Origin of the sequence: Pseudomonas sp. DTU12.3, from assembly GCF_004124275.1 — a bacterium.
In the GTDB taxonomy this organism is placed as follows: domain Bacteria; phylum Pseudomonadota; class Gammaproteobacteria; order Pseudomonadales; family Pseudomonadaceae; genus Aquipseudomonas; species Aquipseudomonas helmanticensis.
This window is the reverse complement of sequence record NZ_CP027218.1, coordinates 3116432-3142714: the sequence shown is the minus strand read 5'-3', so window position 1 is coordinate 3142714 and position 26283 is coordinate 3116432. Positions and strand designations below refer to the sequence as shown.

Below are 26283 nucleotides of genomic sequence, written 5' to 3'. Positions count from 1 at the left end.
CCAAATTCAGATCAAGCCCTGTAGGAGCTGCCGCAGGCTGCGATCTTTTGATCTTGTTTTTAAACATCAGGATCAAAAGATCGTCCGATCGCGGCCCGAGCCTTCGGCAGCTCCTACCGGGGAATAGCTCAGTACCGAGTTGTCACGGTATTTGGGGTATGTATCTAGTTGGAATCCGAGACGTCGAGCTGTCCATCCCAACCACCGCCCAGCGCCGCAATCAACTGCACGCTGGCAATCAAACGGCTCTGCAATATGTTCAGCACCGTGCGCTCGTTGCTCAGTGCCGTGGCTTGCACCACCACCACGTCGATGTAGGCAATCAAGCCAGCCTTGTACTGGTTTTCGGTCAGGCGCAAGGAATCACGCGCGGCATCCAGCGCTTCCTGGCGCACCGCGGCTTCGTCCTCGTACACCTTGAGTTGCACCAGATAGTTTTCCACCTCGCGGAAGCCATCAAGCACGGTCTGGCGATACTTGGCCACGGTCTGGTCGTAGACTGCTTCGGTGCGATCGACCTCGGCCGAACGGATGCCGCCGTCGAACAGCGGCAAGTCCAGCTTCGGCCCGACCGACCAGAAACGGTTGGGCAAGCTGATCAGGTTTTGTGAAGTACTGCTGCTGTAGCCACCGCTGAGGCTCAGGGACAGATCCGGGTAGTAGGCGGCTTTCGCCACACCGATATTGGCGTTGGCGGCAATCACCGAACGCTCGGCCGAGGCGATGTCGGGGCGACGTTCGAGCAACTGCGACGGCAGGTTCAGCGGAATCTGCGGCAGGTTCGGAATGTTCTGGGTTTCGGCGATGCTGAACTCGGCGGGCGCTTGCCCGGTGAGCACGGCAATGGCGTTCTCGAACTGCGCCCGCTGCCAGATCAGATCGACCAGGTCGGCCTGGGTGCTTTTCAGCTGCGTCTGCGCCTGGGCCACCGCATCACGCCCGGAAACACCGGCGCGGTACTGGTTTTGCGTCATTTTCAGCGAACGCTCATAGGCGACGACGGTGGCTTCGAGCAGACGTTTCTGCTGATCGATCACGCGCAATTGCAGGTAGTTCTGCACCAGCTCCGACTGCTGGCTCAGGCGCATGGCTGCCAGATCGGCAAAACTCGCCTGCGCACTGGCTTTATCCGCTTCAAGTCCACGGCGCAATTTGCCCCAGATATCGGCTTCCCAACTGACGCCCAACTGCGCGTTGTACGTGTCACGAATACCGCTGGAAGAACTGCTCAGGCTCGAACTGCTGCTGCCGGTGCCCTGGCTGGAGCGGGTCTTGCCAACGCTGAGGTCGACATTCGGGTAAAACGCCCCGCGCGCACTGCGCACCAGAGCCTGGGCCTGGCGGAACTGGGCTTCCGATTGCGCAACGGTCTGGTTGGAACTGTTGAGTTTCTCGATCAACCCGTTGAGCTGCTGATCGCCATACAACTCCCACCAGGCGCCGCGAGCCAGCGAATCGCTGGGGTTGGCCTGGCGCCAGCCCTGAGCTTCCTTGTACTGGGCGATTTCGGCAGTCTGCGGGCGCTGGTAATCGGGGCCGACGGCGCAGGCACTGAGCATCGCCACGCACAGCGACAGACTCAACAGGCGCGAGCCGCGCACAGTGGCCAGATGGATAAGCGAACGGTCAGTCATAGCGGAGTTTCCAGAGCGGCGTCAGTACGCACGCCACGCCATTTATTGAAACGATGGCGCAGCTTGTCGAGATAGAGGTAAACCACCGGAGTGGTGTAAAGAGTCAGCACCTGGCTGAAGATCAACCCGCCGATGATGGTCAGGCCCAGCGGCTGGCGCATTTCCGCGCCTTCGGCCCGGCTCAGCAGCAATGGCAAGGCACCGAGAATCGCCGCCAATGTGGTCATCAGGATCGGCCGCAGACGCTGCAGGCAAGCGCTGCGAATCGACTCCAGTGGCGTCATGCCCTGATGGCGCTCCAGTTGCAATGCGAGGTCGATCATCAGAATGGCGTTTTTCTTCACCACACCGATCAGCAGGAACAGGCCGAGCAGGGAAATCAGGCTGAACTCGCCACCCAGCGCATAGATCGACAGCAGCGCACCGACCCCGGCCGACGGCAGGGTCGAGAGAATCGTCAGCGGGTGAATGTAGCTTTCATACAGCACACCCAGCACCAGGTACACCGCCAGCAACGCGCCGAGAATCATGAACGGCTGACTTTTCTGCGTAGCGGCAAACGCGTCGGCGGTGCCGGCCATTTTCGCAATGACATCTTCCGGCAAACCGAGCTTGGCAATCGCCCGCTCAATGGCGGCACTGCCCTGCTCCACGGTCACGCCTTCGGCCATGTCGAAGGAAATGTCTTCCGAGGCGAACTGCCCTTCGTGGCTGACGCGGTCGTCTTCCAGGCTGTTTTCGTAGTGAGCGAAGGTCGACAACGGCACGCGCGCGCCGTCCGCCGTGATCACTTGTACCTGCTTGAGCGTCACCGGGTCCTGGGCATATTTCGGGGCGACCTCCATCACCACCTGATACTGGTTGAGGCTGTCGTAGATCGTCGAAATCTGCCGCTGGCTGTAGGCGTTATTGAGCACGGCGGTGACCATGTCCATGTCGACGCCCAGGCGTTTCGCCTGATCGCGGTCGACAATCAGCGTCACCTGCTGCGCGCCCTTGCCTTCGCGGGCGTCGATGGCCGTCAACTCGGGTAGCGCACGCAACGCGGCGACCACTTTCGGATACCACTCGCGCAGCGAACCGAGGTCAGCGCTTTGCAGGATGTAGCTGTATTGCGACGTGGTCTGCTCGCGACCGCCGCCGAACTGCAGATCCTGATCCGCCATCAACATCAGTTGCGCACCGGCGACCTTGGGCATTTCCTTGCGCAGGCGTTCGATGACTTTCTGCGCCGACAACTGGCGATCCTTGATCGGTTTCAAACGTACGAGCATGAAGGCGTTGTTGGTGCCGTTGGTGCCGCCGATGAAGCCGGCGACGCTTTCCACCGCATCATCCTTGAGCACGGCGCGACGAAAGATCTCCATTTTCGGCTGCATCACGCTGAACGACAGACCGTCATCGCCGCGCACGAAACCGATCAACTGGCCGGTGTCCTGCTGCGGCATGAAGGTTTTCGGCACGACCACGTACAACGCGACGTTCACGCCCACGGTGATCAGCAGACTGAGCAATGTCAGGCGCCGGTGACGCAGAACCCAATCGAGGCTGGTCGCGTACTTGCCGACCATCCAGTCGTTGGTCCGCCGGCTCCAGCGTTGCAGACGGTTTTCCTGCCCCGGCGTGTGCGGCTTGAGCCAGCGCGCGCACAGCATCGGTGTCAGCGTCAGCGAGACCACCAGCGACACCACAATCGCCGCCGCCAACGTAATCGAGAATTCACGGAACAGGCTTTCGACGATCCCGCCCATGAACAGGATCGACAGGAACACGGCCACCAGCGATACGTTCATCGACAGCAAGGTAAACCCGACTTCCTTGGCCCCGAGGTACGCGGCCTGCATCGGTTTGACGCCTTCGTCGATGTGCCGGGAAATGTTCTCCAGCACCACGATGGCGTCGTCGACCACCAGCCCGGTGGCCAGAATCAGTGCCATCAACGACAGATTGTTCAGCGAGAATCCGTAGAGGTACATCACCGCAAAGGTGCCGACCAGCGACACCGGCACCGCCAGCGTCGGAATCAGCGAGGCGCGGAAGTTACCGAGGAACAGGAACACCACGAGGATCACCAGCGCCACGGCAATCAGCAGGGTCATCTCGGCTTCATGCAACGTGGCTTTGATCACCGGCGAGCGGTCCATCGCCAGGTTGAGTTTGACGCTGGCTGGCAGCACGGCCTGCAGTGCCGGCAGTTGCGCCTTGATATCGTTGACCGTCTCGATGATGTTGGCCCCGGCCTGGCGGTTGATCACCAGCAGCACCGCCGCGTCATCGTTGAAGAACCCGCTGTTGTAGCGGTCTTCGACGCCATCGCTGACCTTGGCCACGTCCTTCAGGCGCAGCGCGGCACCGTCGGCGTAGTGGATGATCAGCGATTCGTAATCTTTGGCTTTTTCCAGTTGATCGTTGGCCTGAATCTGCCACAGACGCTGACCGTCCTCGACCGAGCCTTTGGGCCGGCGTACGTTGGCATCGGCGATGGTCTTGCGCACGTCATCGAGTGCCACGCCGTACTGGTTGAGTGCCTGCGGTTCGAGTTCGATGCGCACCGCCGGCAGCGAACTGCCGCCGATCTGCACTTCACCGACACCCTGCACCTGCGACAGGCTCTGCGACAGGATGGTCGAGGCCAAATCGTAGAGCTGGCCTTTTTCCAGCACGTCCGATGTCAACGACAACACCATGATCGGTGCCTGCGACGGGTTGACCTTCTTGTAGGTCGGCATGCTGCGCATGCCGCTGGGCAACAGGTTGCGCGAGGCGTTGATCGCCGCCTGTACTTCGCGCGCCGCGCCATTGATGTCGCGATCGAGGTCGAATTGCAGAATGACCCGGGTCGAGCCCTGGCTGGAACGACTGCTCATGGTGTTGACGCCAGCAATCGCGCCGAACGAGCGCTCCAGCGGCGTCGCCACGGTAGACGCCATGACCTCGGGGCTGGCACCGGGCAGGCTCGCCTGCACGACGATCACCGGGAAGTCCATTTGCGGCAGTGGCGCCACTGGCAACAAGCCGAAGCTGACACCGCCCAGCAGCATGATCGCCAGGCTCAGCAGCATCGTTGCGACCGGACGCTTGATGAAAGGACCGGACAGGTTCATCGAACGCAATCCCCAACGTCACACCACACTCCTGTGGGAGCCGGCTTGCTCGCGAAAAGGCCGGCACATCCAATAGATGTAGTGGCTGATACTCCGTTTTCGTGAGCAAGCCCGCTCCCACAAGGGGTAAGTGTAAGGACAGTCATACCGACACCTCTCCGGCGTCGACATTGGTTTTGCCGAAGCGTCGGCCGAGACGGTCGAAATACAGGTAGATCACCGGGGTGGTGAACAGCGTCAGCACCTGGCTCACCAGCAAGCCGCCGACCATCACCAGACCCAACGGTTGACGCAACTCGGCGCCTGAACCGGTGGCGAGCATCAACGGCACCGCGCCGAACAACGCGGCCAGCGTGGTCATCAGGATCGGCCGGAAACGCAGCAGTGCCGCCTGATAGATCGCCTGTTCAGGCGCCATGCCTTGCGTGCGCTCGGCGTCGAGGGCGAAGTCGATCATCATGATCGCGTTTTTCTTGACGATACCGATCAGCAGAATGATGCCGATGATCGCGATCATCCCCAGATCGTTGCCACTGAGCAGCAACGCCAGCAAGGCACCGACCGCCGCCGACGGCAACGTCGAGAGAATGGTGATCGGATGGATGTAGCTCTCGTACAGCACGCCCAGCACGATGTACATGGTCACCACTGCCGCGAGAATCAGCAGCAAGGTACTCGACAGCGAAGCCTGGAACGCTTCGGCTGCACCCTGGAACTGGGTTTGCACGCCCACCGGCATGCCGATGTCCTTCTGCACCTGCTCGATGATGTCCACCGCGTGCCCCAGCGCGACGCCGGGCGCAAGGTTGAACGACATCATCACTGCCGGGAACTGGTCGATGTGAGTGATGGCCAGTTGCGCCTGACGCTCCTCGACATGGGCCAGGCTCGACAGGCGCACCTGTGCGCCGTCAGTGGTCTTCACATGAATCTGATCCAGCGCCTGCGGACCGATCTTCTCCCCGGCCTGCGCTTGCAACACCACGCGGTACTGGCTGGCCTGGGTGTAAATGGTCGAAATCTGCCGCTGACCGAAGGCGTCGTACAGCGCATCGGTGATGTTCGCCACCGACACGCCGAGGCGTGAGGCGGCATCGCGATCGATCACCAGATAAACCTGCAAGCCCTTGTCCTGCAAATCGCTGGCAACGTCGGTCAGTTCCGGACGCTGCGCCAGTGCCTCGACCAGACGCCCGCTCCACTGGCTGAGCAGCTCGGAATCCGGTGACGACATGCTGAACTGGTACTGGGTGCGGCTGACCCGATCCTCGATGGTCAGGTCCTGTACCGGCTGCATGAACAGGCGAATGCCGACCAGTTTGTCCACTTGCGGTTGCAAGCGCGCGATTACCTCGGTAGCGGTCAGGTCACGCTGGCCATGCGGCTTGAGATTGATCAGCAAACGGCCGCTGTTGAGCGTGGCGTTGTCGCCGTCGACACCGATGTAGGACGACAGGCTTTGCACGGCCGGGTCTTCGAGAATGATCTTCGCCAGTTCCTGCTGACGGTCGCCCATCGCCGCGAAGGAAATCGACTGCGGCGCTTCGGAAATGCCCTGGATCACCCCGGTGTCCTGCACCGGGAAGAAGCCTTTCGGCACCACCATATAAAGGACAACCGTCAGTGCGAGTGTGCCGATAGCGACCAGCAATGTCAGCGGCTGATGCTTGAGCACCCACTGCAACTTGCGCCCGTAAGCAGCGATCATCCAGTCGATGACCGCACCGCTGGCGCGGTAGAAACGGCCCTGTTCATGAACCTCCGGCTCACGCTTGAGCAGACGCGCGCACATCATCGGCGTCAGGGTCAGCGAGACCACCAGCGAAATCAGGATTGCCACGGCCAGGGTGATGGCGAATTCGCGAAACAACCGCCCGACCACATCCGCCATGAACAGCAGCGGAATCAGCACCGCGATCAGCGACAGGGTCAGGGAAATCAGGGTGAAGCCAATCTGTTTCGCGCCCTTGAGCGCGGCCTGCATCGGGCTGTCGCCTTCTTCGATGAAGCGCGCGATGTTTTCCAGCATCACGATCGCATCGTCGACGACAAAACCGGTGGCGATGGTCAGCGCCATCAAGGTCAGGTTGTTGACCGAGAACCCCGCCAGGTACATCACCCCGAAGGTACCGATCAACGACAGCGGCACAGCCACCGACGGAATGATCGTCGCACTGGCGCGGCGCAGAAACAGGAACGTCACCATCACCACCAGTGCGATGGCGATCAGCAATTCATGCTGCACATCGGTGACCGAGGCGCGGATGGTCTGGGTGCGGTCAGTCAGCACCGTGACATCGAGGCCGGCCGGCAAGTTATCGGTGATGCTCGGCAGCAGCGCCTTGATGCGGTCGACCACTTCGATGACGTTGGCGCCCGGCTGACGCTGGATATTCAGCAATACCGCCTGATTCTGGTTGGCCCACGCGGCGAGGCGTTCGTTTTCGGCGCCGTCGACGATTTCCGCAACGTCCTTGAGCCGCAACGGCGCGCCGTTCTTGTAGGCAAGGATCAGGTTGGCGTAATCCTTGGGTGAGGTCAGCTGGTCGTTGGCATCGAGCATCGACACCCGGGTCGGGCCGTCAAAGTTGCCTTTTGGCTGGTTGACGTTGGAGGCACTGATCAGCGTGCGCACATCCGACAGGTTCAGGCTGTTGGCCGCCAGTGCCTCTGGGTTGACCTTGATCCGCACCGCCTGGCGTTGGCCGCCGGCAATGCTGACCATGCCGACGCCGCTGATCTGGGCGATCTTCTGCGCCATGCGCGTATCGACCAGGTCGTTGAGCTTGGGCAGCAACATGGTTTTCGAAGTGATGGCCAGGGTCAGCACCGGGGTGTCCGCCGGGTTGACCTTGTTGTACACCGGTGGCGCCGGCAGGTCGGTGGGCAGCAGATTGGTCGCCGCGTTGATCGCCGCTTGCACCTGTTGCTCGGCGACATCCATGTTGATGTCGAGGCTGAAACGCAGGGTCAGCACCGAAGCGCCGCCGGAGCTGGTCGAGGCCATTTGCGTCAGGCCGGGCATCTGGCCGAACTGGCGCTCAAGCGGCGCCGTGACCGCGCTGGTCATCACATCCGGGCTGGCGCCGGGGTACAGCGTCATGACGCGGATGGTCGGGTAATCGACCTGAGGCAAGGCCGACACCGGCAACAGGCGATAAGCGATCAGACCGGCCAGCACAATGGCCAGCATGCTCAGGGTAGTGGCTACCGGACGGAGAATGAACAGCCGCGAAATGTTCATGCGCCCTTCTTGGCCTTGTCAGTGACAGCAGCGTCCGGGGCGTTGGCGGCGGATTTGCCTTGCAGATGTTCGGTCGGCGTGGTCGGCACCTGATTGCTGTCGTTGACCACTTCCACTTCGCTGCCTTCCTTCAGGCGGTCGGTGCCTTCGAGGACTACGCGGTCGCCTGCGGACAGGCCTTCGGTGACCACAGTATTTGAACCGTCGCTCGCGCCAATCTTCAACTGGCGGATAGTGACCTTCTTGTCGCCGTCCATCGCGTAGACAAAGGTGCCATTGGTGCCGAACTGGATGGCTGCCGACGGTGCCAGCACCACGCCCTTGAGGGTGTCGGCGAGCAAGTGCACGTTGACGAACTGGTTGGGGAACAGCGACTGGTCACGGTTTTCGTAACGCGCCTTGAATTTCAGGGTGCCGGTGGCGACGTCGATCTGGTTGTCGAGGCTTTGCAGCACGCCAGTGGCTTGCAGTTTGCTATCGCCGCGATCCCACGCTTCGGCCGGCAGTTTGGCGCCGCTGCGATAGCGGGCGAGCACGGTTTCGAGGCTGTTTTCCGGCAGGGTGAACGCGACGCTGATCGGTTGCGTCTGGGTGATCACCGCGAGGAACGTGGTGTCGTTGGCCGCCACCAGGTTGCCGACATCAAGCTGACGCAGGCCGACGCGACCGGCAATCGGCGCGCGGATTTTGGTGAATTCGAGATTGAGCTTGGCGTCGTTGACCGCCGCCTGATTGGTCTTGACCGTGCCCAGATACTGGCCGACCAGCGCTTCGGCGGTGTCCAGCGTCTGCTTGGCGATGCTGTCTTCCTTGAACAGGCCGCGATACCGCTCGACATCGACCTGAGCGTTTTTCAGTTGCGCCTGATTCTGCAACAGCGTGCCTTCCGCCTGCAGCAAGGCATTCTGGTAAGGACGTGGGTCGATCTCTGCCAGCAGGTCGCCGGCCTTGACCATCTGCCCTTCTTCGAAATTGATTTTCATCAATTCGCCGCCAACCCGGCTGCGCACGTTGATGGTATTGAGCGCCGTAACCGTGCCCAACGCCTTGTAATACAGCGGGAAGTCACCGGTGACTGCCGGCGCCACGCGCACCGGAATCGGTCCGGTGCCGCCACCGAAGCCCGGCCGCATCATCCCCGAACGCCCGGCGTGCCCAGCGGCCGCTTTCTCGGCGCCCTCCTTGTGGGCCGAGCCGGCAGGCCAGAATTTCCAGCACAGCACGGCGATAACCAACAAGACAAGCAGGCTGATCAGCCAGCGACGGGAGTTGCGGGGGGACGATTGCATGGAGTGATTAACCATTGGGCGCGTGGGCTTCTTTTACGGGAGGCTGAACGATAAGCACTGGTGACGATTAAGCAAAGCAGCTTTACCGGCAATTTACCTTCAACTTACGTTTCAAGGTGTGAGGCAAAACACTGATACACAAATGAAAACGGCCTGGACAGGGCCAGGCCGTTAACAATTGTAAAGCGTTTGTTTCAGAACACTTATTTCAACACAGCGAGGGCTGCATCGTAGTTTGGTTCTTCAGCGATTTCCTTGACCAGTTCGCTGTGCAGGACGTTGTCGTTTTCGTCCAGAACCACTACCGCGCGGGCGGTCAGGCCTTTCAGCGGGCCGTCAGCAATGGCCACGCCGTAGTTTTCGATGAACTCGACGCCGCGCAGGGTCGACAGGTTCTGCACGTTTTCAAGGCCTTCAGCGCCGCAGAAGCGTGCTTGGGCGAACGGCAGGTCAGCTGAAATGCACAGCACTACCGTGTTGGCCACTTCGTTGGCCTGGGCGTTGAACTTACGCACGGAAGTGGCGCAGGTCGGGGTGTCGACGCTTGGGAAGATGTTCAGCACTTTGCGCTTGCCGGCAAAGTCTTTCAGGGTGACGTCGGACAGATTGCCGGCAACCAGAGAAAAGGCTGGCGCCTTGGAACCGGCTTGTGGCAGTTGGCCGTTGACTTGAACCGGATTGCCTTTAAGGGTGACTTGAGCCATGACTTGAGTCCTTCTGATGTTTTGATTGGAAAGCATGCAAGAGGCCGAAGTTAACCACGAAATTGTCCGACGACCTATGCCCCGCTTGAAAATTGTCGGGGTACGCAACAAAAAATTGTATACAACCCGACACCCCTGTAGGAGCTGCCGCAGGCTGCGATCTTTTGATCTTGCCCTTTAAAAACCAACATCAAAAGATCGTCCGATCGCGGCCCGAGCCTTCGGCAGCTCCTACAGTAGTCGTTGCAGCGTGTCCGTTGCGTTGCGTTGCGTTGCGTTGCGTTGCGTTGCGTTGCGTTCGGGACAATGGTTGTTAAAGCGCAGATTTGCATCTTTATTCAGGCACCTTGTCGATTCAAGTCCGGCCCGTTCGACTAACCATTGAATCCCCCACATTCCACGGAGTCACCACCATGCGATTCATGATCCTTGTCAAAGCCAGCGTCGATTCGGAAGCCGGCATCATGCCCAGCGAAGAACTGATCACCGCGATGGGCAACTTCAACGAAGAACTGGTCAAGGCCGGCATTCTCATCGACGCCGACGGCCTGCACCCGAGCAGTAAAGGTGCGCGCGTGCATTTCTCCGGTGACAAACGCACGGTCATCGACGGGCCGTTCATCGAAACCAAAGAACTGGTGGCGGGATACTGGATCTGGGAAGTGAAATCCAAAGAAGAAGCCATCGAATGGGTCAAACGCTGCCCCAATCCGATGCCGGGCGAGTCTGATATTGAAATCCGCCAGATATTCTCCGCCGAAGACTTCGGCGCCGAATTCACCCCCGAAGCCCGCGCCCAAGAAGAACGCGTCCGCGACCAGGCCAAGAAAAACGCCTGAACAATGGCCATGTAGGAGCTGCCGCAGGCTGCGATCTTTTGATCTTGTTTTTGTGATCTACGGCGAGATCAAAAGATCGCAGCCTGCGGCAGCTCCTACATGGGTATTTTTGTGAACACAACTTGATTGTGATCCCGTACACAAAACCAAAGAATTAATCCATTCGACTGGCTAACCCCCGATTAGCTGCTAGCTTCAAACGGACGTGTCCTACAGGCTTGATAAGAAAGGGATTACGCCGTAACGGCCGACAAGTGCCGAGTTGTCCATAAGCCACCAGGGAATCGGGGATGATGTTCAATCGAGTGGGGAAAACTCTGTTTCTGGCGAGTTCGCTGGCGGCTGCGTGCAGCGCTCAAGCGGATAACGCCGAGGATTCGAACAAAAGCAACAACCCGTTGAACGTCGCTCCGGGTGCCAACCTGCAGGATTACTACACGCCCAGGCTTTACGACAGCAACGCGCATACCAATGACGTGTTGCTGCGCGGCACCTTGCCGATCGCGCCGAACGACTTCATCGGCGTACCGCAACTGGTTCGCGCCACCCTGCCGATCAGCACCCGCCCCGACCCGCACAACGGTTACAGCACCGGCATCGGCGATCTGAACCTGTTCGACATCTTCATTCTGAAAACCGAAGGCGTGCAATTAGGCATTGGCCCACTGATCACTGCGCCGACGGCTGAACAGGACGAACTCGGCACTGGCAAATGGCAAGGTGGCCTCGCCGCAGTGGCTATCGACGCTTCGCCGCGCGGCTTGCTCGGCGCACTGGTGCAATACCAAAGTTCGTTTGCCGGCGACAGCGACCGCGCGCACGTCGAGAGCGCAACGATGCAGCCGTTCATCATCCACAACCTGGAAAAAGGCTGGTACTTGCGCTCCACCGGCACCTGGACTTTCGACCTGAAAAACGACACCCACTACATCCCCATCGGCCTCGGTGTGGGCAAAGCCTGGAAGTCCGGCAGCAACATCCTCAACGCCTTCGTCGAGCCGCAGTGGACAGTCGACCGCCAAGGCGACGGACTGCCGCAGTTCGTCGTGTACACAGGCATTAACGTGACATTCGGCAAGTAAGGAAAACGCCATGCAAGGAGCCATCAAAGCCGCCGGATATAGCCTGATGACGATGTTCGTCAGTTGCGGCGTCGGTGCCCAGGGTTTCACCGCCAGCCCCGAAGAGGCACGCGCAATTGCCAAGGAAGCTTACCTCTATGGCTTCCCGGTCGTGGAGATGTACAAGACCCTCTACACCCAGGCCATCGACAGCAAAAGCCCGAACTACAAGGCACCGTTCAACCGGATCGGCAACACGGCGAAGGCTTTTACCGCCAAGGACACCGCATTCGTCACACCCAACGCCGACACGCCTTACTCGTTCGTCTGGATGGACCTGCGCAGCGAGCCGCTGATCCTGTCCTTGCCGCCCATCGAAGAGCACCGCTATTACTCGGTGCAGCTGATCGACGCCTATACACAAAACTTCGCCTACCTGGGCACCCGCAGTACCGGCAACAACGGCGGTCACTTCATGATTGCCGGCCCCGAATGGCAAGGTCAGCAACCGGTGAATATCGACCGTCTGCTGCGCAGCGAAAGCAATATCACCTACGCGCTGTATCGCACCCAACTGTTCGACGAAAAGGACCTGACCAAGGTCAAGCAGATCCAGCAAGGCTACAAGGTCGAAACCCTCAGCCATTACCTCAAGCAGAAAGCCCCGGCGCCTGCACCAAAAGTCAGTTGGCCGAAACCGACGCCGACCATGAGTGAAACGCCGGATCTGTTCCGTTACCTGAACTTCATGCTGGCCTTCGCCCCGCCGCAGGACGTCGAGAAAGACCTGTTGGCGCGTTTCGCCAAAATCGGTATCGGCGCCGGCGCACCGTTCGACGTGAAGAAGCTCAGCACCGAACAGCGCCAGGCGCTGGAGGACGGCATCAGCGACGCCAAAGCCGAATTCGCCGGGTTCAAGAAGGACAAAGTCGATAGCCATCAGGTCAGCAGCGGCGATTTCTTCGGCACCCGCGACCACCTCAAGGGCAATTACCTGTATCGCTATGCCGGGGCCAACATGGGCATCTTCGGCAACTCCGCGGAGGAAGCCAATTACATCGGTTACTTCGTCGACAAGGACGGTCAACCCGCCGATGCGTCGAAACACGATTACACCCTGCATTTCGACAAGGGCGCCCTGCCCCCGGCTGACGCCTTCTGGTCGCTGACGATGTATGACGGCAAAAACAAATTGCTCGTGGCCAACCCGCTCAATCGGTACCTGATCAACTCGCGGATGCTGCCGGATCTTGCGCTCGACGCCGACGGCGGGCTGACCCTGTACGTGCAGCACGCCAACCCCGGCAAGGACAAGCAGACCAATTGGCTGCCGGCACCCAACGGACCGTTCTACGGGATTTTGCGTCTTTACCTGCCGAAACCGGAGGTGGCCAGTGGCGAATGGAAAATGCCCCTGCTCGATCCGGTCAATTCAAAACAATAAGCGGAGCTTTTGATGGTCAAGCCTTACGTTGTGCGTCCGCTGTTGGCGCTGTGCATGATCGGCAGTCCTCTGCTTTACGCGGCAGAAGGCGGCGTGGGCCGGCCGATTACCGGCCAGCAAGTGTTTTCCAACGCCGGGGTCGTGCCACCGGAGCCCGGCTGGATCATGTCGCTGACCAGCATCTGGTACGACGGCTCGCTCAAGGGCAGTTCCGGAGCGCCGATCTCCGGCGCTGTCAGTGGCGGGATCGACATGAAAGTCTCCTACACCATGGGCAATTTCACCCACGTCTGGGATACCGGCAAAGGTCGCTGGAATTACGCCTCGGCGATCGGCGTGCCGGTGCAGTACACCGACATCAAAGCCAGCATCACCGGCCCGCGCGGACGGACGCTGGGCGACAGCGATTCCGGCACGCAATTCGCCGACGCGCTGATCACCCCGATTGCCGCCGGTTACCACTTCGATGAGTTCAACCACATCTCGTTTTCGCTGCCGATCTACGTGCCTACGGGTGCCTATAACAAAGATCGTCTGGCCAACCCGGGTCAGAACAATTACACGTTCATGCCGACCGTGGCGTTCACTCATCTGGACGGCAAAGGTGGTGAGTTCAGCCTGATGAGCGCATTCGAGCGCTACACCGAAAACGACGCGACCGATTACCGCAACGGCAACATCTTCCGCCTCGATGCACTGTGGACCCACGGCTTCGGCGAAGGCTGGAACGCCGGTGTCGCCGCCGGTTATATCCAGCAACTGACTGACGACAAAGGCCAGACTGCCAATACCTTCAACGGCTATCGCGGACGTTCGGTCGGTGCCGGGCCGGTGATCGGCTGGGCCGGTAAATTCGCTGACGCCCAGGCCAACATCAGCGCCCGCTGGGTGCCGGAGTTCGACACCAAGAATCGTCCCGAAGGCAACGGCTTCAGCGTCAACCTGACCCTCGCGTTTTTCTAGACCGGACACAAAGGACTGCTGCCATGACTGCTCTTACCGACCTCAACGCCCTGCAAGCCAGCATCGCCGAAGCAGTGCTCGGCCAGGATCAAGTCATTCGGCAGATCCTCCTCGGTCTGTTGGCCAATGGGCATTTGCTTCTGGAAAGTTTGCCGGGGCTGGCCAAGACCCGCACGGTCAAGGCACTGGCCAAGCACCTCGATGCGAAGATGAGCCGCATCCAGTTCACCCCCGACCTGTTGCCCTCGGACATCACCGGGGCCGAGGTGCTGCATCAGGTCGAAGGCAAGAACGAAATCCGCTTTCAGCCTGGCCCGCTGTTCGGCAATCTGATTCTTGCCGACGAGATCAACCGCGCGCCGGCGAAAGTCCAGGCAGCGTTGCTCGAAGCCATGGAAGAGCGGCAGATCACCGTCGCCGGCAACAGCCATGCGCTGCCGGAGCTGTTTATCGTGGTGGCGACGCAAAATCCGATTGAACAGGAAGGCACCTATCCGTTGCCGGAAGCGCAAATGGACCGGTTCCTGATGAAGGTTCTGCTCGATTACCCGAGCGCCGAAAACGAGAGTCAGGTGTTGCGTTTGCTGCGCAACGAAGAGTTCGCCCAAGGTGCCAGCACCACGCTGGCGAAGGGCTTCAGCCTGTCGCAGGAAGTGATCTTCGCGGCGCGCAAAGAGGTCAGCGCGGTGCATGTATCGCCGGCCATCGACAGCTATCTGATTGATCTGATCAACGCCACCCGCCACCCGGCTGACTACGATGAAGACCTCGCGCGCTGGATCAGCATCGGCGCCAGTCCGCGTGGCGGCATCGGTCTGGATCGTTGCGCGCGTGCCGATGCGTGGTTGCAAGGCCAGGATTTCGTTTCGCCGGACAACGTCCGCGCGGTGGTGCATCCGGTGTTGCGTCATCGCCTGCAGCTGAGCTACGACGCGGTGGCCGATGGCGTCAGCGCCGATCAGGTGCTCGACCGGATTCTCGACAAAGTGGCGATTCCGGCATGAACGACGAAGGGCTGGTCTACGTCTCTCTCGCGCAATTGATGGCGTTGGAGTTCAAGGCCCGCGACCTGAGTTTTCTTGCCCGCCAGCCGCAGGGCAGCATTCTTGCCGGCAATCATGCTTCGCGCCTGCGTGGCCGTGGCTTGAACTTCGATGAACTGCGCCGTTATCAGCCCGGCGATGATTTACGCCACCTCGACTGGCGCGCCTCGCTGCGCACCGGCAAACCGGTGGTGCGTACCTTCACCGAAGAGCGCGACCGCCCGGCGTTGATCGTGGTTGATCAACGCATGTCGATGTTCTTCGGCTCGCAACGCAGCTTCAAATCCGCCGTGGCCGCCGAGCTCGCGGCACTTGCAGCGTGGATGGTGTTCCATGCCGGCGACCGGGTCGGCGGTCTGGTGTTCAATGACCAGCGTATCGACAGCATCGCGCCGCTGCGCAGTCGCAAGCGAGTCGAGGCGTTGCTCAGTCGCGTGGCCGAACAGAACCGCGCCTTGAACGCCGGCAACCGCGATGCCGAGGACGAGGATCAACTGGACAAGGTCTTGCAGCGTTGCCTCGCCGTGGTCGGGCACGATCATCTGATCTGCATCGTCAGCGATTTCGCCGGCGCCGGTGAACGCACCCTGCAACTGATGCGGCAACTGTCGGCGCATAACGATGTGATCGCCCTGCAAGTCTACGATCCACTGGCGCTGAAGCTGCCGAGCAACGGCCGCTTGCTGGTCACCCAGGGTGAATTGCAGGTGGAGCTGGCCATCGAAAAACGCAACGTGCATCAGCCGCTGGGGGATTTTCTCAGCGGTCGTCTCAAGGACGTCGCCACCTTGCTGCGGCGCAGTCAGGTGCCGCTGATGATGATCAGTACCGCCGAAGAAGCCCATGAACAACTGCGCGCCGAACTGGGCAAGAAAGCGGGAGCGCGACGGTGAATCCGAATATCCCCAGCATCGACCAGCTCAAGGAGTTGGGCCTGCCCGCGCCGGTCAGTTATGCGCCGCAGACGTGGGGTTGGTGGGTGTTGCTGGGGGTTTTGCTGATGCTCACGCTGATTATCGCAATCCGTCGTTATCGGCAATGGCAGCGTGATCAGTACCGGCGTGAAGCCCTGGCGCGACTGGAGCAGTTGCGCAGCCGTAGCGACGACCTCAATGCCTTGCGCGAACTCCCGGAGTTGCTCAAACGCGTGGCCCTGTCGATGCCCCCACAATCCCCGAGCTGGAACCCGATCTCTGTAGGAGTGAGCCTGCTCGCGATAGCGTCATCACGTTCAACACATTCATCGACTGACCGGACGCCATCGCGAGCAGGCTCACTCCTACAGGGTTCTGCGGCGCTTGGGCGCGAGGATTGGCAAGTCTTTTTGCAGCAACACTGTAGGAAACCGTTGCCGACGGATTTCAGCGCGCAACTGGCACAACTCGCCTACGCGCCGGACGAGGTCTTGCGCGCCCTCCCCGCGCCGCAACGACAGAGCCTGTTCGAGACCTGCCAGGACTGGGTGGAGCATCATCATGTGGCAGCTTGATTATCCGTGGTTGTTGTTGCTGCTGCCGCTGCCTTGGTTGGCCTACCGGTACCTGCCCGCCTACAACGAAGCGCGCAGCGCAGTGCGCGTGCCGTTTTTCAGTGCCATGAGCCGCGCGGTCGGCGAAGCACCGAGTAACGTCGGCAGTCGACGCAATGCCTGGCAGTTGCTGCTCAATGTACTGGTATGGGCACTGATCCTGCTGGCAGTTGCGCGGCCGGTGTTCGTCGAAAAGCCCATCGAACGCCAGCAACCGGTGCGCGACCTGATGCTCGCCATCGACATTTCGCAGTCGATGGAAACCGAAGACTTCACCAACGCCAACGGGGAAAAGATCAATCGCCTCGCTGCCGTCAAAGAGGTCGTGCAAGGCTTTATCGACAAGCGCAAGGACGACCGCCTCGGCCTGATCGTCTTCGGCAGCGGTGCGTATCCGCAGGCGCCATTGACCCTCGATCACGCCAGCCTGTCGCTGTTGCTGGCCGACACCGGCATCGGCATGGCCGGCCCCAACACCGCGATCGGCGACGCTATCGGCCTCAGCCTGAAGTTGCTCGACCAGGCCCACGAACAGGAAAAAGTCCTCATCCTGCTCACCGATGGCAACGACACCAGCAGCGCTATCACCCCGGATCATGCCGCCGAAATGGCCGCCAACAAAGGCGTGATCATTCACACCATCGGCATTGGCGACCCCAGCGCCTCCGGTGAGGCCAAGGTCAATCTGGCGGGGCTTGAACAGATCGCCCGCACCACCGGCGGCCAGTTCTTTCGCGCCGAAGACCGCAGCGCGCTGGATCGGGTTTACAGCACCCTCGATCAACTGACGCCGCATCAGGTGAAAACCTTCCGCCACCAGCCACAGCGCGAATTGTTTTATTGGCCGCTGGGCGCGGCGCTGCTGTTGCTCGCGGTGTATCAGCTTGGCGCGCTGTTGCGCCCGCGCCTGGCGAGCGCACGGCAAAGGCAGGAGGCCTGAGATGGACATCAATCTCAGCGACTTGCATTTCCTCCGGCCGCTATGGCTGCTGCTCGCGGTGTTCGGCGCGCTGTTGCCGCTGATCTGGCGCCGCAGCCGTGACCTGCAACGACGGCTGCGCGGCAACATCGCCGAACATTTACTGCCGCACCTGTTGGTCACCCCGCAGGATCATCAACGGCTGCGTCCGGTGCATCTGCTCTGTGCGCTGTTGATCCTCGGTGCACTCGCGGCGGCCGGGCCGACCTGGGAACAGGATCGCCCGGACTTTCTCGAGAATCGTGCGCCGTTGATTGTCGCGGTGGATCTGTCGCCGTCGATGGACGCCAGCGATCTCCAGCCGACGCGCCTGGAAGCGGCCAAACACAAGCTTCACGACCTGATCCAGCGTCGTGCCGGCGCACGCACCGCACTGATCGCCTATGCCGGCAGCGCGCATCTGGTGTTACCGCCGACTGACGACCCGGCGCTGCTCGACACCTTCATTCAGGCCTTGAGCACCGGGTTGATCGACAAACCGGGCAAGGATGTCGGCGCGGTGATTGATCAAGCCAAGCGCCTGCTCAGTGCCGAGAAAACTCCGGGCAGCCTGCTGCTGATCACCGACGGCGCCGATACCGCGCAACTCGGCAGCCTCGACAAACGCCTCAGCGGCAGTCAGCTGCAAGTATTGGTATTGGCGGTGGGCAGTGAGGACGGCGGGATCGTTAACGGTGCCAACGGCCAACCGAAAATCGATAGCAACGGGCGACCGATCCTCGGCAGTTTCGATCAAGCGGCAATCAAACAGCTGGCTTCGGCTGTCGATGCACCGCTCGGCAGCCTGACCCTCAACGACGATGACCTGGACTGGATCGAGTTGCATGCACAAGCGCACTTTCAGAGTGCCAGCGCCGAACAGCGTGAACTGCACTGGAAAGATGCCGGTTACTGGCTGTGCTCGCCGCTGTTGCTGCTGGCGTTGTTCAGCGTGCGCAAGGGCTGGAGCGTCAACTGGATGCCGGCGTTAATACTGGCCGCAGGCCTTGGCTGGCCATCGGCACCGGCGCAGGCCAATGCCTTGACCGATGCGTTTTTCACCCGTGACCAGCAAGGTCGCTGGGCCTTCGAGCACGAACACTGGCCGCAGGCTGCGGCACTGTTTGTCGACCTGTACTGGAAAGGTGTCGCCGCCTATCACGCTGCGGACTACGACCTCGCACTGGCGACCTTTGCGCGACTGGACACGCCGCAGGCGTACTTCTATCTGGGCAATATCTACGTGCGCCGCTTCAAGTTCGATGAGGCGATAGCTGCCTATACACAAGCCTTGAAACTGCAACCGCAGTTCACCGAAGCGACGGCCAATCTGGCGCTGGCGCAGGCCTTGTTGAAAGACACCGAAAGCGCCGAGAAGAATGCACCGCAGACCAAACCCGACGAGGTGAAATTCGACAAGGCACCGGGCAAGGGCCAGAGCAAAAAAGTTGCGACCGAGCAGGCCGCGTCCGATGCGCTGTGGTTGCAGAACCTGACCACCTCACCGGCGAAGTTTCTCAAGCAGAAGTTCAGCTTGCAGGATCAGCAGGGAGCGAAGCCATGATTCAGCGAAATCCGGCTGACGCCTTCGCGAGCAAGCCCGCTCCCACATTGGACGTGTGTACAGCGCAGCCCCCGTGTGGGAGCGGGCTTGCTCGCGAAGGGGCCAGATCAATCACCACAAGATTCGGCGCCTTGCTGCTGACTGGCCTGTTCAGCCTCAACGCCTTCGCCGCCGATCCGCAACTCAAAGTCCAGGCCCACCTGCAACCCGCCGAAGGCGCCATGGTCGGCGGTCTGGTCGAGTTGCAAGTCGATGTCCTCACCGACACCTGGTTCACCAGCGGTGCCACCCTGCCCGACCTCAAGCTCGATGGCGCACTGGTGATGCCACCAGACGGCCAGGCCCAACATCTCAATCAAACCATTGACGGCCAGTCCTTCAGCGGCCTGCGCTACAGCTACCTGATCACCCCGAATATCGCGCAAGGCTTCGACATTCCGGCGCTGACCGTGCGCGCCACACCCGGCCAGGCCACGAAGGAAATCAGCGCACAGAGTCAGCCCGTGCATTTCAGCGCCGCCCAGCCGCCCGGTTTCAAACCCGGGGAAACGCCGCTGGTTGCGACCGGCCTGCGCTTCACACAAAGCCTCGTCAACTCGGCGACCCCGCTGAAAGTCGGCGACAGCATTACCCGCCAATTGACCTTGCAAGCCGACGGCACATTGGCGATGGCCCTGCCCGCACCGGTGCTGGGTGAGGTTGCCGGTTTGAGCCGCTATGTGAAAACCCCGCAAGTCACCAGCCTCGATGACGGTCGCGGTGACATTCTGGGTGGGCAGCGCATCGACGCTGTCAGCTACCGCATCGACAAGGCCGGCGCCTACACCCTGCCGGCGATCGCGGTGAAGTGGTGGGATTCGGGCGCCAGACAGACGCGCACCACCCAGGTGCCGGCAGTGACGTTCGAAGCGGCAGCCAACAGTGCTTACAAACCAGTGTTCTCGATCGCCGAGGACCTCAAGCAAATCGGCCAGAATCGCCTGTACTTCTCTGCGCGCTGGCTGGTGTGGTTGACCCTGCTCGTCGTCCTCGTCGGCGCAACTTATGTCTGCCGTCCGCGAATGACTCGCGCCTGGCAGCAATGGCAAGCGCGCAAACACGCCAGGCAACTGGCCTGGGAGCAATCACCTGACTACGCCTGGCAGCACATCAACGGCGAACTTCAAGCCAAGCCGCCACAACTGACGGCGCTGTATCTATGGCTGCGGCGCAGTCGGCTGGGCCTGAAACTGGTCGATGCCGGCCCACGCCTGCAAGGACTGTTACGCGGGCTTTACGGTCGCCACCCAACCGCCGAGCAAACACTCGTTCAACTGCGCGAATCCTTGACTACGCTTCACAGTCAGGTCCAACAGCAGCAGGTAAAACCGGCGTCAGCCCTGCGCCCGCTCAATCCCGTTCACGAGAAGGATTTCCCATGACGAACCCGATGCTGTACCGCCAACGTTTCGGACTCGCCCTGCTGTTCAGCCTGGCGTTGCCCCTGCTCGCGCAGGCCAGCGAGCCACTGCCATCGTGGAACGACGGGCCAGCCAAAAAGAGCATTATCGAGTTCGTACAAACGGTCACTGACCAAAGCAGCAAGGACTTCGTCAAACCGGCCGAGCGCATCGCCGTGTTCGATAACGACGGCACCTTATGGAGCGAGCAGCCGATGTATTTCGAGTTGCTGTTTGCGCTGGACGAGGTCAAACGCACGGCCGCACAGCACCCGGAATGGAAAACCACCCAGCCCTTCAAAGCGGTCCTTGAAAACGACCACAAGGCCCTCGCCGCGGCGGGCATGGATGGCTTATTGAAAATCGTCGGCGCAACCCACACCGGCATGACCACCGAGGCGTTCGACGACTACGCCAAGACCTGGCTGAGTCAGGCGCGCCATCCGAAAACCGGTAAACCCTACACCGAAATGATCTTCCAGCCGATGCTGGAAATGCTCGACTACCTGCGCAGCCAGGACTTCAAGACCTACATCGTTTCCGGCGGTGATACGGCGTTCATGCGTGCATTTGCCGAGAAGGTCTACGGCATCCCGCCGGAACAGGTGATCGGCACCACGTTCATCACTTCATTCCAATTCAAGGACGGCCGGGCGTCGATCCTGCGCACACCGAAACTCGCGCACAACGACGATGGCCCGGGCAAACCGGAAAGCATCGATGCGGTCATCGGTCGGCGGCCGATCCTCGCCTTCGGCAACTCCGACGGTGACCTGCAAATGCTCCAGTGGACTGCCGCAGGTTCCGGCAAGCGTTTCATGGGCCTGGTGCACCACACCGACGCCAAGCGCGAGTGGGCCTATGACCGCAAATCCGATATCGGGCGGCTCGATAAGGCCCTCGACGAAGCCAATTCCCGTGGCTGGACCGTGGTCGACATGGCGTCCGAATGGCGCCGGATCTACCCGTTCGAGTCACCGGTCTCCGAGCAGGTGCAATAAGAAAAGCGTGCTGCAGGACTGCAATAAACGTAAGTCGCAATAAACGACCCCCGCGAAAAGGAGCAAGTCAGATGACTCGCATACGCAAGTGGCTACCGAAATTCGCCCTGGTGGCAACCTCGGTGATGGCGCTGTCGGCAACTGCCACAGCGGCTGAAAAACCCAACATACTGGTGATCTTCGGCGATGACATCGGCCAGACCAACATCAGCGCCTATTCGATGGGCGTTGTGGGCTACAAAACGCCGAACATCGACCGCATCGCCAAAGAAGGCATGATGTTCACCGATTACTATGCGGAGAACAGTTGCACGGCCGGGCGATCCTCGTTCATCACCGGACAGACGCCACTGCGTACCGGCCTGTCGAAAGTCGGCATTCCGGGCGCCCCCGTGGGCCTGCAAAAGCGCGATATCACCATCGCCCAGGCACTCAAGTCCCAAGGCTACGCCACCGGTCAGTTCGGCAAGAACCACTTGGGCGACAAGGACGAGTACCTGCCGACCAACCACGGTTTCGATGAATTTTTCGGCAACCTGTATCACCTCAACGCCGAAGAGGAGCCGGAGCGTCCGTACTGGCCCAAGGATGACCCCGACTTCGTCAAGGCAACCTCCCCGCGTGGTGTGATCCACAGTTTTGCCGACGGCAAGATTGAAGATACCGGCGCGTTGACCGCCAAACGCATGGAAACCATCGACGACGAAACCACTGCTGCTGCACAGGCGTTCATCGAGAAACAGGCCAAGGCGGACAAACCGTTCTTCGTCTGGATGAACACCACGCGCATGCACTTGTTCACCCACGTGCGTGATTCGATGAAGGGCCAGAGCGGCATGCCCGGCAACGAATACGCGGACGGCATGGTCGAGCACGACGGCGACGTCGGCAAACTGCTGAAAACCCTCGATGACCTGAAAATCACCGACAACACCATCGTCGTCTATACCACCGACAACGGCCCGAACCAGTTCTCCTGGCCGGACGCGGCGACCACGCCGTTCCGCAACGAGAAGAACTCCAACTGGGAAGGTGCGTACCGGGTGCCGGCGATGGTTCGCTGGCCGGGTAAAATCAAACCGGGTGAAGTGTCCAACGAGCTGTTCTCCGGTCTCGACTGGTTCCCGACGCTGCTTGCGGCTGCCGGTGAAACCGATGTGGCGAACAAGTTGCTCAAGGGCTGGGCGCCGACTTCCGGCGGCACCAACTTCAAAGTGCATCTGGACGGCTACAACCAACTGCCTTACCTGACCGGCCAGAGCCCTAAGAGTGAGCGGAAGGAGTTCTACTACTTCAACGATGACGGCGTGCTGGTGTCGATGCGATTCGGCAACTGGAAAGCCGTATTCTGCGAACAGCGTGCACCGGGCGGTTTCAAAGTCTGGAGCGAACCGTTCGTATGCCTGCGCGTACCGAAAATCTTCAACCTGCGCATGGACCCGTATGAACGTGCCGATATCGTTTCCGACCAGTATTACGACTGGACGACGAAAAACGTTTATCTGACCGAGATGGCCGTAGGCAAGTCCGCAGCGTTCCTGCAGACCTTTGTCGAATACCCGCCAAGCCAGAGACCGGCCAGCTTCAGTGTTGACCAGATCCGTGCTGCGGTAGACGCGAAAATCGCCGAAAAAATGAAAGCACAACCTGCACAGTAAGACCGCAAGACTGCCGCCCGCCCTCACCGGCGGGCGGCCTCTATCCCAAACCGGCCGTAACCCTTGCAGGAGCTGCCGAAGGCTGCGATCTTTTGATCCTGATTCTAAAAAAACAAGATCAAAAGATCGCAGTCTTCGGCAGCTCCTACAGGGTGTGCGGTCGGTCATTTTGTATAAGGCAATTCGCATGTCTTCACGTATCGCCAGCAAGTCGTCGGCCGTACCCGTCCCGCACACCGCCACTGCGGCACTGCTGATTCCCGCCCTGCTGCTGTGCATCTCCGGTGCGGCAGCATTGGTCTATCAGGTGCTGTGGATCAAGCAACTGTCGCTGGTGGTCGGCGTCGAGGTCTACGCGATCACCACCGGCATCAGCGCGTTTTTCGCAGGGCTGGCGATGGGTGGCTGGCTGTTCGGGCGTTGGGCCGATCGCTTGCAGCAGCCAGCGTTGCTGTATGCCGGGCTGGAAGTGCTGGTGGCGATTCTCGGCGTCGGTGCGACGTTTGCCATGAGCCTGGCGGCCAGTCCGTTTGCCTGGCTGCAAGGCCACGTCGGGATCCTCGCGTGGCTGCTACCGTTTGCCCTGGTGGGCATTCCGGCGGTGTTGATGGGCGGTACGCTGCCGGTGCTGGTGCGTGCGCTGGCGACGGACCCGGGCAAGGCCGGCGGTCAGTTGTATGCGGCGAACACGCTGGGCGCGATTGTCGGCACGTTGCTCGCCGCGTTCGTGTTGATCGCCACCCTCGGTGTACGCGGCAGTGCGCTGTTTGCAGCGATGCTCAACCTGCTGGCTGCCGTCGGCGCGTTATGGTTTGCCCGGCAACATCCGCTGCCAGTGACCACCCACGTCAAACATCACGCGGAAAAAGCCCCGGATCGCACTGCACTCTGGTTGTACTCAATCGCTGGCGGCGTAGCGCTGGGCTACGAAGTGGTCTGGTCGCAATCGATCGTGCAGTTCATGAGCACGCGCACCTATGCGTTTGCCGTGGTGCTGGCGACTTATCTGACCGGGTTATTTATCGGCAGCGCCCTGCTTGCGCGTCGCGTTGAGCGCATCCGCGATCCATGGGGCGTATTCGGTTTGCTGATTGCCGGCGCCGGGCTGATCGCACTGCTGGAGATCGCTGTGCTTGGGCGTTGGCTGGTGATCGCGCAAAGCCAGGCGGAAATGTGGTTGCTGGGTCTCGGCGCCAGTGAGCTGGCCGGCATGAGTGCACGCTTTGCCGTAGCGGCGCTGAGCATCGTATTTGTGCCGACGTTGCTGCTCGGTGCGGCATTCCCGCTGGCCCTGCGCCTGAGTGTTGGTCATGAGCGCGTCGGCCGTGATGTCGGCGCGGTGGTGGCGTTCAATACCCTCGGCGGGATTATCGGCGTGATGCTTTGCGGCTTCCTGTTGATTCCGCTGCTGGGATTGGTGCGTACGCTGGGACTGCTGGCGATTGTCGCGGCGGGCATCGGCTACTTCGCCGTGCGCAAGGGACACCACGTCAAGAAAGGCCGGCGCCAGGCCGTCGTTGCACTGGGACTGGTCTCGGTGGCACTGGCGCTGCTGACCCCGGTCGACAAACTGGCCAGCCTGTTGCCCGGCGCACGCAACGGCACATTGGCTTTTTATGAAGAGGGTCGCGGCGGCACCGTCGCGGTGGTCGCCCAGGGGCGCGGCGACAACACCTTCCATCGTTTGTATATTCAAGGCGTGTCGAACACCGGCGACGCCATGCCGTCACTGCGCTACATGCGCGTCCAAGCCTTGCTGCCGTTGCTGATTCACAACGGTGAGCCGCGCTCGACGCTGGTGATCGGTTTCGGCACCGGTATAACCGCCGGTGCGATGTTGCGTTATCCCGGGCTGGAGCACCGCGTGGTCGCCGAATTGCTGCCGTCGGTGGTCAAGGCTGCGCCGCTGTTCAAAGGCAACTTCAACGCCGCCAGCGATCCCGGCGTCGAGGTGCGCCTGCGCGATGGCCGTCAGGAACTGCTGCGCAGCACGCAAGCCTACGACCTGATCACGCTGGAACCACCGCCGCCCTCCGCCGCCGGCGTGGTCAATCTGTATTCGCGCGACTTCTACCAGTTAGCGGCGAGTCGCCTGGAGAACCAAGGCATTGTTGCCCAGTGGTTGCCGTTGCCAACGCAGAACATCGACGACTCGCGTTCGCTGGTGCGCAGCTTCCTCGATGTGTTCCCGTATGCCTCGCTGTGGACCAGTGAGTTCCACGAGATGTTGCTGGTCGGCTCAATGCAGCCGATGCAACTCGACGCGGCGAAAATCACCGAACGTTTCCAGCAGGACAGCGTACGCAGCACCTTGCAGGATGTCGGCATCGGCTCGGCCGCTGCGCTGCTCGCGACGTGGGTGACTGATCGCGCCGGGCTTGAACGCTTTGCCGCCGATGCCCAGGCCGTGACCGATGATCAGCCGCGCATCGAATACGCGCCGTGGGTGCGCAGCAAGGAGATCACGCGGGTACTGCCAGCGTTGCTGGACCTGTATCAGGCGCCGCCACTGGTGAATGCCGATGCCGGCTTCAACGAGCGCATGGAAACCCATCGCCAGCGTCTGATGCAATTTTACCGGGCGAGCCTGCATGCGTATGACGGCGATCGGGATGCGTGGGGACGGGACATGCGCGAGGTGATGCGTTGGGAGGGTGCGAATCCGTATTTTCGCTGGTTTACCGGGCAATGACTCAGCGCCTGATCCACCGATGAACCTGATAAACCATTCATGTAGGAGCTGCCGAAGGCTGCGATCTTTTGATCTTTTGATCTTTTGATCTTTTGATCTTTGGTCTGTTGAACAGCAA

Annotated in this window: 18 protein-coding genes; 13 read left to right on the top strand and 5 right to left on the bottom strand. The window is 60.8% G+C overall.

Annotated elements, in window-relative coordinates:
* Positions 1–164: 164 nt before the first annotated feature.
* The 5 genes from C2E19_RS14430 to tpx all read right to left on the bottom strand — a co-directional run bounded on the left by C2E19_RS14430 (position 165) and on the right by tpx (position 9975).
* Complete coding sequence (locus tag C2E19_RS14430; RefSeq protein WP_129393435.1) at positions 165–1634, bottom strand: efflux transporter outer membrane subunit; 1470 nt, start codon at positions 1632–1634, stop codon at positions 165–167.
* Positions 1631–4738 (bottom strand): efflux RND transporter permease subunit, encoded by a 3108-nt coding sequence (locus C2E19_RS14425; RefSeq protein ID WP_129393432.1) that lies wholly within the window; start codon positions 4736–4738, stop codon positions 1631–1633. The genes C2E19_RS14430 and C2E19_RS14425 overlap by 4 nt, the downstream gene beginning before the upstream one ends.
* 142 nt (positions 4739–4880) lie before the next feature.
* Positions 4881–7982, bottom strand: coding sequence for an MdtB/MuxB family multidrug efflux RND transporter permease subunit (locus C2E19_RS14420; protein WP_129393429.1), 3102 nt, complete (start codon positions 7980–7982; stop codon positions 4881–4883).
* Positions 7979–9286 (bottom strand): MdtA/MuxA family multidrug efflux RND transporter periplasmic adaptor subunit, encoded by a 1308-nt coding sequence (locus C2E19_RS14415; protein WP_129393426.1) that lies wholly within the window; start codon positions 9284–9286, stop codon positions 7979–7981. The genes C2E19_RS14420 and C2E19_RS14415 overlap by 4 nt, the downstream gene beginning before the upstream one ends.
* Positions 9287–9474: 188 nt before the next feature.
* On the bottom strand, positions 9475–9975 hold the full coding sequence (gene tpx / locus C2E19_RS14410) for a thiol peroxidase (protein WP_129393423.1): 501 nt from the start codon (positions 9973–9975) through the stop codon (positions 9475–9477).
* Between the two features lie 413 nt (positions 9976–10388).
* Between tpx and C2E19_RS14405 the strand changes: the two genes are divergently transcribed.
* The 13 genes from C2E19_RS14405 (at position 10389) to C2E19_RS14345 (ending at position 26165) form a co-directional block, all read left to right on the top strand.
* Entirely contained in the window at positions 10389–10814 is a 426-nt protein-coding gene (locus C2E19_RS14405; RefSeq protein ID WP_129393420.1) for a YciI family protein, read from the top strand.
* 293 nt (positions 10815–11107) lie between these two features.
* Positions 11108–11896 carry a hypothetical protein gene (locus tag C2E19_RS14400; protein WP_129396122.1) on the top strand — a complete coding sequence of 263 codons (789 nt, stop codon included), beginning with the start codon at positions 11108–11110 and terminating at the stop codon, positions 11894–11896.
* Between the two features lie 10 nt (positions 11897–11906).
* The gene (locus tag C2E19_RS14395) at positions 11907–13319 is read left to right on the top strand and encodes a DUF1254 domain-containing protein (RefSeq protein ID WP_129393417.1); all 1413 of its coding nucleotides are present in this window, start codon (positions 11907–11909) and stop codon (positions 13317–13319) included.
* A gap of 12 nt (positions 13320–13331) precedes the next feature.
* A complete protein-coding gene (locus tag C2E19_RS14390) occupies positions 13332–14282 on the top strand; it encodes a transporter (protein ID WP_129393414.1) in 951 nt (316 codons plus the stop codon).
* Positions 14283–14305: 23 nt separating this feature from the next.
* Complete coding sequence (locus C2E19_RS14385; protein WP_129393411.1) at positions 14306–15286, top strand: MoxR family ATPase; 981 nt, start codon at positions 14306–14308, stop codon at positions 15284–15286.
* A complete protein-coding gene (locus tag C2E19_RS14380) occupies positions 15283–16218 on the top strand; it encodes a DUF58 domain-containing protein (RefSeq protein ID WP_129393408.1) in 936 nt (311 codons plus the stop codon). Before C2E19_RS14385 ends, C2E19_RS14380 begins: the two co-directional genes overlap by 4 nt.
* Positions 16215–16814: a DUF4381 domain-containing protein gene (locus C2E19_RS14375; protein WP_129393404.1), complete on the top strand. Its 600-nt coding sequence runs from the start codon at positions 16215–16217 to the stop codon at positions 16812–16814. The genes C2E19_RS14380 and C2E19_RS14375 overlap by 4 nt, the downstream gene beginning before the upstream one ends.
* A complete protein-coding gene (locus C2E19_RS14370) occupies positions 16801–17793 on the top strand; it encodes a VWA domain-containing protein (RefSeq protein ID WP_129393401.1) in 993 nt (330 codons plus the stop codon). The genes C2E19_RS14375 and C2E19_RS14370 overlap by 14 nt, the downstream gene beginning before the upstream one ends.
* Position 17794: 1 nt before the next feature.
* Positions 17795–19375, top strand: a complete 1581-nt coding sequence (locus C2E19_RS14365; protein ID WP_129393396.1) for a VWA domain-containing protein — start codon at positions 17795–17797, stop codon at positions 19373–19375.
* Entirely contained in the window at positions 19372–20796 is a 1425-nt protein-coding gene (locus tag C2E19_RS14360) for a BatD family protein (RefSeq protein ID WP_129393393.1), read from the top strand. The genes C2E19_RS14365 and C2E19_RS14360 overlap by 4 nt, the downstream gene beginning before the upstream one ends.
* Positions 20793–21815 (top strand): HAD family phosphatase, encoded by a 1023-nt coding sequence (locus tag C2E19_RS14355; RefSeq protein ID WP_129393390.1) that lies wholly within the window; start codon positions 20793–20795, stop codon positions 21813–21815. Before C2E19_RS14360 ends, C2E19_RS14355 begins: the two co-directional genes overlap by 4 nt.
* Before the next feature lie 71 nt (positions 21816–21886).
* A complete protein-coding gene (locus C2E19_RS14350) occupies positions 21887–23473 on the top strand; it encodes an arylsulfatase (protein WP_129393386.1) in 1587 nt (528 codons plus the stop codon).
* Between the two features lie 187 nt (positions 23474–23660).
* Complete coding sequence (locus C2E19_RS14345) at positions 23661–26165, top strand: fused MFS/spermidine synthase (protein WP_129393383.1); 2505 nt, start codon at positions 23661–23663, stop codon at positions 26163–26165.
* Positions 26166–26283 lie beyond the last annotated feature (118 nt).

Bases quoted from the DNA above. Each gene is read 5' to 3' on its own strand.
- C2E19_RS14400 (WP_129396122.1), top strand. From the start codon at position 11,108: ATGTTCAATCGAGTGGGGAAAACTCTGTTTCTGGCGAGTTCGCTGGCG.
- C2E19_RS14350 (WP_129393386.1), top strand. From the start codon at position 21,887: ATGACTCGCATACGCAAGTGGCTACCGAAATTCGCCCTGGTGGCAACC.
- C2E19_RS14420 (WP_129393429.1), bottom strand. From the start codon at position 7,982: ATGAACATTTCGCGGCTGTTCATTCTCCGTCCGGTAGCCACTACCCTG.
- C2E19_RS14415 (WP_129393426.1), bottom strand. From the start codon at position 9,286: ATGGTTAATCACTCCATGCAATCGTCCCCCCGCAACTCCCGTCGCTGG.
- C2E19_RS14345 (WP_129393383.1), top strand. From the start codon at position 23,661: ATGTCTTCACGTATCGCCAGCAAGTCGTCGGCCGTACCCGTCCCGCAC.
- C2E19_RS14395 (WP_129393417.1), top strand. From the start codon at position 11,907: ATGCAAGGAGCCATCAAAGCCGCCGGATATAGCCTGATGACGATGTTC.
- C2E19_RS14365 (WP_129393396.1), top strand. From the start codon at position 17,795: ATGGACATCAATCTCAGCGACTTGCATTTCCTCCGGCCGCTATGGCTG.
- C2E19_RS14355 (WP_129393390.1), top strand. From the start codon at position 20,793: ATGACGAACCCGATGCTGTACCGCCAACGTTTCGGACTCGCCCTGCTG.
- C2E19_RS14360 (WP_129393393.1), top strand. From the start codon at position 19,372: ATGATTCAGCGAAATCCGGCTGACGCCTTCGCGAGCAAGCCCGCTCCC.
- C2E19_RS14385 (WP_129393411.1), top strand. From the start codon at position 14,306: ATGACTGCTCTTACCGACCTCAACGCCCTGCAAGCCAGCATCGCCGAA.
- C2E19_RS14380 (WP_129393408.1), top strand. From the start codon at position 15,283: ATGAACGACGAAGGGCTGGTCTACGTCTCTCTCGCGCAATTGATGGCG.
- tpx (WP_129393423.1), bottom strand. From the start codon at position 9,975: ATGGCTCAAGTCACCCTTAAAGGCAATCCGGTTCAAGTCAACGGCCAA.
- C2E19_RS14425 (WP_129393432.1), bottom strand. From the start codon at position 4,738: ATGAACCTGTCCGGTCCTTTCATCAAGCGTCCGGTCGCAACGATGCTG.
- C2E19_RS14405 (WP_129393420.1), top strand. From the start codon at position 10,389: ATGCGATTCATGATCCTTGTCAAAGCCAGCGTCGATTCGGAAGCCGGC.
- C2E19_RS14370 (WP_129393401.1), top strand. From the start codon at position 16,801: ATGTGGCAGCTTGATTATCCGTGGTTGTTGTTGCTGCTGCCGCTGCCT.
- C2E19_RS14430 (WP_129393435.1), bottom strand. From the start codon at position 1,634: ATGACTGACCGTTCGCTTATCCATCTGGCCACTGTGCGCGGCTCGCGC.
- C2E19_RS14390 (WP_129393414.1), top strand. From the start codon at position 13,332: ATGGTCAAGCCTTACGTTGTGCGTCCGCTGTTGGCGCTGTGCATGATC.